A 6764-nucleotide genomic window follows, 5' to 3' on the forward strand; every position below is an offset into this window, starting at 1 on the left:
CAGTATTGGCTTGCATGAGTTCTCCGGGCGTTGCCCGGCGAAAGGATTCATCTTTGGTGACGCGCTATGGCATTCCGAGCCTGTCGAGCCAACGAAGTGCGTCGTCGGTCCATCGATCGGTATCTGTTCCTTGTCGCTTGACGCCAAAGGCATGCCCGCCGGTTTCATACAGCCTGAGCTCTACGTTTACGCCCGCCTTCCTCAGCGCTTCCTCATACACGCGCGAATAGTAGGCCGGATCGACTGCATCATCCTCGGCGTGTATGAGCAGGGTTGGTGGCACGTCGCTGGAAATGTGAATGTCGGTGTTCAGCTCTCCTGCTGCGACTGACTTGGGAGTCTTGTTCTTGTGCTCCATGGTCAGGTGTCCCGGATAAACCGGAATCGCGAAATCAGGGCGGCTGCTCATCTGGTCGACTGCATCGATTGGCTCGTAGGTTCGATGTCGGAAGGCTGTGGATGCCAAGACCGCCAGGTTCCCTCCTGCAGAGAACCCCATGACGCCAATCTTGTCGGGGTCGATGGCGTACGCACCCGCGTTGTACCGAACTAGCGAAATCGCCCTCTGAGCGTCCTGCAACGCCATTGGAATCTCGGGTTGCTCGTGCCTTCTGGTCTCGCTGTTCCAATTGCATCCAGTGTTGGGAACGCGATATTTCACCAGGATGCAGGTGATGCCCGAATCGGTCAGCCATTTGCAGACATCAGCGCCTTGCGGCCCAAGCGTGCTGTTGGGGCCTATCGCCAAGGCTTTGTAGCCACCACCTGGAAAGACCAGGATGGCGGAACGCGAGGAGTTGATCGTCGGCGAATAGACGAGATATGTCGGATGAGTCAATGCCCACTTCTCGTGGGCGAGTGCATTGATGCCGTCCAGCAGGACCTGGGAGCCCTCGGGCCATAGGGGCACCTCAAGCCGATAGCTAACAGCGGAAGAGTCCGCGTCGTGCGCGCCTGCCGGCTGCGAGGCGGGTGCCGGGCTACGTGGAGGGTACTGGTTGTCCGAGGCGAGGGCTGAACAAGCTGAGGTCAACAGAAGCGCGGCACTCAACAAGGTAACTGCTGAAGGAAGCATGTGCGTGTCCGACGGCTGCGGGATTTCAGGTGGTTGAGCAGTACCAGCCTCTGGAGTTGTGGTGCCTTGTAGCGGATCGGTCTGACCTGTCATGCCGTTGGCTGGAGAAGCAGGTTCGACGTGTTCCAGATGCTGGGCATACCTCTGCATTTGTGACTGGATGATGGCCCGCGGCCATTCGCACTACCGGGGATGGCCTTGGTCAGCGGTGTGCTCCAAAGCCGCGATGCGCTCGACCAGCGTGTCGACCGCCGCCTCCATGGCCCGTGCGGTATGGTCGCCACTCTGGTTGGTGATGATGAAGATGCCAAGGTCGTACTTCGGGATGATGTAGACATAGCACTGTGAGCGGGGCACGCCACCATGATGTGCATAGTACCTGCCTTTCAAACGGTCGCTGCTGACGATGTTCCAGAAATAGCCGATGCCGAATTCGCGATCGAAGTTCACCAGTGTGCGATGGGATTCCTCCACGACCGGTCCATTGGCGAGTTGGAATCTCAGGTACTTCACCATCTCCGGAACTGTTGCTTTCACGTTTCCGGACGCACCCCAGGGCAGCTGGGGCATTGCCGTGGTCGGTAGCGGATTGTCACTGTGATAGCCAACTGCAAGCCGTGTCGCGTCAGCATCGCCAAGGCGGATCCTGGTATCCGTCATCGCCATGGAATCTCGCAGGAACCCACGCAAAAGTGACTCGTAGTCGCTCTTGTAGACCACTTCCAGTACGTGTGCCACCAGCTCGGTCCCGGTGCTGGAATACGCGTACTCCTTTCCGGGCGCTCGACCAATCTCGACCGTATGCAGGTCCTTGAAGAATTCGCCCTTTCCGTAGCTGGCGTAGATGGCATTGAGCTCAGCGGGCGTGCGCCGATCGGTGAAGTCGGCCAGTACGGTATTGGCGCGCTCCGGCAGCATGTTCGGCAGGCCACTGGTATGCGACAGCAGATGGCGCATGCGGATCGGCTCGCCGTGGTACTGCAGGTTGGGATAGTCGTCTTGCAGATACTTCCGGATATCGTCATCCAGGCTGATCTTGTGCTCCAGGACGGCATTCGCGGCCAAGGTTCCCGCCAGCGTCTTGCTCAATGAGCCGATTTCGTAGAGCGTTGCATCGCTCGGAACCCCTGGGGTGCCGGCAACCATGTCACCGCGGTGATGAGTGAACTCCTTGCCCCGGTACACGACTGCGATTGAGGTCGAGTGCAGCAAAGGCTGCTCGATGAGCGTTGCAGCGACTTCTTCGATGTCTGCCTCCAGACCCTTCGCAGGAGCCGGCTCGCCCTTGCAGCTCGCGCCAAGGAGTGCCGCTGAAAGTACGAAGAAGTTGAAGCACCACCTGTTTCGAAAAGCCATCGAAGTCGCTTGCATGCGTCGGCGCTTGAAGTGGGATAGGGAAGGGCTCATAAAGTAGCCGAATACCTGCCGCAACGCCGTAGTGGTTCCAGCACTTGAACTGGGAGGGCAGTTGTGGGAGCACTGAGGGTATTGAAGCGGCGAGCCAGCGAGGAAAGAGTCCGCGAATCTCCCCGGCCAAGTCTTTCAGTGCGCCGGAAAGGTGGTGACTTCCCAGGGCTGCAGATGCAGTCATATGCCCCAGACGGACTCATCCCTGGGGACGGCGACGTTTACAGAAATGGAATTGCTCGTAGTTGTCGATACCGCATGCAAATCGACTTCGGTGCTGAGGGGTTGTTGCGCGCCAGGTCGGTACTGGTATCTGCCATGCAGAATCAGCGGAGCTGAAATGGCGGCGGAAATCGCCCCGGAAATGGCGATACCAGTCGTCAGGCCGAGGGCAACCAGAACCAGGCGACCGATGGATATGTCAGCGATCCGGTTGGACGGCGAATGGGCTACCAGAACCCAGTGCAGCGCTAATAACCAACATGCAACAAGCAGCGGAATGGCCGCGATGGGTGCCAGGAACGCAGCGGCAAGCGCAGGTAAGGGCGCTGAAAGGCAGGCCAGCCAGAACCGCGTGCGAGGTGAGCAGGCAGGGTTGCGATGTGTGGTTGTTGTTGGCATCTGACACCTTGGACTCAGCTGCGCCGCGCGATGACGCCGGCTTGAACGAATTGTCAGGTCCCATCCGGAAGACGAACCTGCATGGCACATTCCGCCGCCAGTGACTTGAGCGCCGGGTCGCCGATCCTGGCAAGCGCCGCCAGGGTTCGTCGCTCATATGCCTCCGCGACTCCTGGATCCGGCTCAATGAAAGGTGATGTACATATGTCCGCGACATTGAACCCTTGCTTGGTCAAGGGCAAGACCTGATCTGGCGCTCCGGGGAGCGCAAGGGCTACCGCATACTTGATTGATAGGGATGCGCCTGCATCGGAGAATGGCTTGAGGCCAACTGCAACCTTGAGCCACGACGGATCCCCGGACTCAATACCCGACATGACCCGGTCAAAATCCCGCTCATGCTCCCAAAGATCCCAGAGGACCTTGTGCCCACCTTCCCTGGCGATGCGTTCGAGCAGCGCCTGGGCCGAAGGGCCTTCGCCAGCGGATGCAGCTGGACCAGATAGAGCAAAGGCGATTACGAACGTTGTCATGTATTTCATGGCGGCTCACTCTGGGGTCGAGCCTTGCCGTGTATCGGCACCGGCTCGAATGAACTGTCAAGCGCGCCCTGTCCAGCGGCGCACCATCCAAACAAAGCAATACTGCACGGCCATTGGAAGCAGGCCAAACATGATGACGCAGAACAGGATGCAGCCAAAGAACAGAAGGCCAAGTTCCAGCGCTTGAGCTATCAGTGGCCGGGAATGGTTTGAATGGTGCTGGTGCTCCAAGCTGGATGCCAGCAGCGCAAGGACGGGCAGGACGCCAAACAAGGCGCCCACGCAGCCGGTGCTGATGATGGTTTGTCTAAGCTGCCGGCGTTGCCACATAAGGACTTGCTCCGGAATTGAGCCGATCCGCGAAGCGAGCGCGGACCTGACACGTTGTCAGGTGTCATGATCGTAGCGCTCAGCTACGCCATCTTTGAAGTGGATGGTAAATAGAGCGTATCGACCGCCAACTGTTTCAAACTGAAGCAGCCATGGGTTGTTTGGATCGGCATCAAGCGGAACCCCAAGGCCAACGAACTCAAATGTGTCGCCCAAAGCGCCTGGAAGTGGCCCGTAGATCCTCTCATATGCCGGAACCAGCACGGATGCTGACTGCTGGAACAAGGCGGTCTCGTCGTTGCTTGCTCTGTGGAAGAACGCAATCTGTTTCTTCGAAGGGGCTTCGGAGTTGATGGTGTTGACGTAGACGGAAATAGTGCGACCTGCAAAAGGAACGCAATCCGCATCCCATGACTCTTCCCCGCGAATCCTGGTGAGTTCCATGGTACCGAAAATCGGGTGGACCGCTGTCGCTACAACAGGGCCTTGCCAGAGTTGCCAAAGCCATTTGAACATGACACCCCGCTCCGTCGTTATGCCGAATCGTGTAATGACGTCGGCTTGAATCAATCGTCAGGCTACGGTTCCGATTACAAGGAGGGCAACAAGCCCAAGAAGCGGAAGCGCGGCAAGAATCAATGTACAAAGCCCCAGCCAGAACCAGAATCCTCCAGCTGGACGATGACTGCTGGCGATGGTAGCGCCAATGATCATAAGACCGATGCACGTCGCTGGCAGGGCAACAACCAGCTCGATGTAGCGGTGGGGCGAAGGGCTGGCGAACCACCAAAGCCATAGCCCCACAAGGCAGACGGCGGTGCCAATCGCGACCAGTGCTCCGTCTCCTCGTCGTGCGAGAGCTTTCACGTTGGCTCGACTCCGGAGTCAGGCCGAATCGCTTGGCGGCGTTGGCTGGGATGAACGGCTAGCCCTCATCTTGAAGGGCCTGCCAAACAGCCTCAATAATTTTGTTTGATGCAGTATCCGGGTGGCATGGCTCATGGCATGCATCCTCAATGAGCGCTTGATTCCCGCGCCAGAGCCCGTAGTGATTCCTGATGCCTGTACCCCATCCATGGTGATATCGAATGAGGTCGTCCTTCTTTGTACTGCGAATGGCCTCCCTGTCCGCTGCAGAGAGAGTGGAAAGAAGGTCGGCGACAGTCGCGCTCACGGTAGTCGGCCAATTGTCGGGTCCAAGAAGTTCCGCTTCCTTCTCTTGAGCGAACGAAGAGCCGCAGAAAGCCAGCGAAAGCAGGAATGCGATGAAGAGCTTCATAATCAGGGCTCACTCTGGAGTTCAGCGTTGTCGCGAAGCGACGTTGGCTTGGTTGAGTTGCTGGGCCGGGGCAACGACCGAGCTACCAACCAGAAGCAGGTGGATGCGCAGAGGATCAGGAACGCCGGCACCGCTATCTCCAACGACAGGTAAAACCAGTTTTGCCAAGGCTTTGGTTTGGAGAGATCGGAATAGTAGAAGACTGCTCTGTAGACCGTGTCAGAGAGAAACGCCCACAAGATGAGGGCAACCACGGAAGTGAAGAGCAGCTGACTGGGCCTGGTGCGAAGAGATCGCATCATGACCCAGCAGCCTGACAGCACGATCAGCAGCCCCAGCGCTGCAGCAATTGCGAGAATCTCTTGTGGCCCCATAAGCCTCGCCCCCATGGCCTGATGCTTGAGTCAAGCCGCGCCGCGAAATGGGTTCGGCTTGGATGAATTGTTAGGTGCCATGGCAGAGATCACTGAGCGGAGATCCTCCACGACATGTTGTCGAATCTTGGGGGACTTGATGTGGCCGGGCAACCGACTAAGCCAGTGACTATTGGGGCCGTGCCCACCACCACGAATGGCGGATAGCCGGCGCGATGTCGGGAGGGGCTTGCGCCCAAGGATATCTATACACTCCGCAAGCTGTGCTGCGGAAGAGAAGCGGAAGACAAAGCCCTGCGACTCGACACAAAGTACCGGATAGCCATTGCGACCCTCGGCTCTTGGGGCAGGCGGGCTGTACGACTCGGACGCGCGCCACGCGGCACCGCCAAGCTCAAAGTGAACCCAGTAGGCCATCGGCTCATCGCGCCAGTCTGCAGTGTGTTCGATCCAGTTGCGGGCAGTCTTTCCCATGCCACCTAACTTCGGAATTAAGCCGACCCGCGTAGCGGGTTGGGCTTGAACGAACTGCTAGCATCCATTCTCGAAACAGGCTCTCATGACGGGGTTTTTTATCATATCTCTGTAACGAGTCATCGCATCAAGCTCAGGGGTGAGTGTGAAAGCGCCAGGGGTGCCGCCTCTTGCCAGAACGAAAGAGATACTGTCAATAGAAATGTTTGCCTGCTCAATGGCTATGGTGTTCTTGTGACCGATGGGCTCCGACAGGATTGCAAGGTCCCAGCCGTGAGGTTGACTGGATGGCTTTGACACTCTTACTCGGTATAGCCAAATAGGCTGATTCTTATAGTGATTGATTGCGAGGAGCCCAGAGCCATCTGGCTTTAGGGTTAATCTGGCGAACTCGCCTGCATTAGACTGACCAATCCAGTTGCCGCTAAGGCCGGATATCTCCGGCGCAACTACTGTGAGTGAGCTGGCGGCAGAAGTGTGTAGCAACAAGGAGCAAAACCCTACAAACCGTACTGCATGAATGCGGAATCGTTCCATGGGTGCTAACTCCGGAATTAAGCCGACCCGCGAAGCGGGTGGGACTTCCTTCGAAAAAGTGGACACCTGTTGGTCAAGGGCAGGTGCGCTCGAATTCTGCTGGTGTTCGATAACCCAGTGCCGAG

General features: G+C 57.8%; 7 protein-coding genes. All 7 read right to left on the reverse strand.

From position 1 onward, the window contains the following. Positions 1-64: 64 nt before the first annotated feature. Complete coding sequence (locus tag AC1VWL_RS15185) at positions 65-1168, reverse strand: alpha/beta hydrolase (RefSeq protein ID WP_482987240.1); 1104 nt, start codon at positions 1166-1168, stop codon at positions 65-67. A 90-nt stretch (positions 1169-1258) separates the two neighbouring features. Then, positions 1259-2446, reverse strand: a complete 1188-nt coding sequence (locus AC1VWL_RS15190) for a serine hydrolase domain-containing protein (protein WP_482987241.1) — start codon at positions 2444-2446, stop codon at positions 1259-1261. A gap of 216 nt (positions 2447-2662) precedes the next feature. After that, positions 2663-3103, reverse strand: a complete 441-nt coding sequence (locus AC1VWL_RS15195; protein WP_482987242.1) for a hypothetical protein — start codon at positions 3101-3103, stop codon at positions 2663-2665. Positions 3104-3156: 53 nt separating this feature from the next. Beyond that, on the reverse strand, positions 3157-3645 hold the full coding sequence (locus AC1VWL_RS15200) for a hypothetical protein (protein WP_482987243.1): 489 nt from the start codon (positions 3643-3645) through the stop codon (positions 3157-3159). 57 nt (positions 3646-3702) lie between these two features. Next, on the reverse strand, positions 3703-3975 hold the full coding sequence (locus AC1VWL_RS15205; protein ID WP_481533446.1) for a hypothetical protein: 273 nt from the start codon (positions 3973-3975) through the stop codon (positions 3703-3705). A 57-nt stretch (positions 3976-4032) separates the two neighbouring features. Continuing rightward, positions 4033-4491, reverse strand: a complete 459-nt coding sequence (locus AC1VWL_RS15210) for a hypothetical protein (RefSeq protein ID WP_481533447.1) — start codon at positions 4489-4491, stop codon at positions 4033-4035. Positions 4492-4900: 409 nt separating this feature from the next. Next, positions 4901-5254 (reverse strand): DUF6794 domain-containing protein, encoded by a 354-nt coding sequence (locus tag AC1VWL_RS15215; RefSeq protein WP_482987244.1) that lies wholly within the window; start codon positions 5252-5254, stop codon positions 4901-4903. Positions 5255-6764: the final 1510 nt, after the last annotated feature.

The organism is Stenotrophomonas sp. STEN063 (assembly GCF_056854515.1).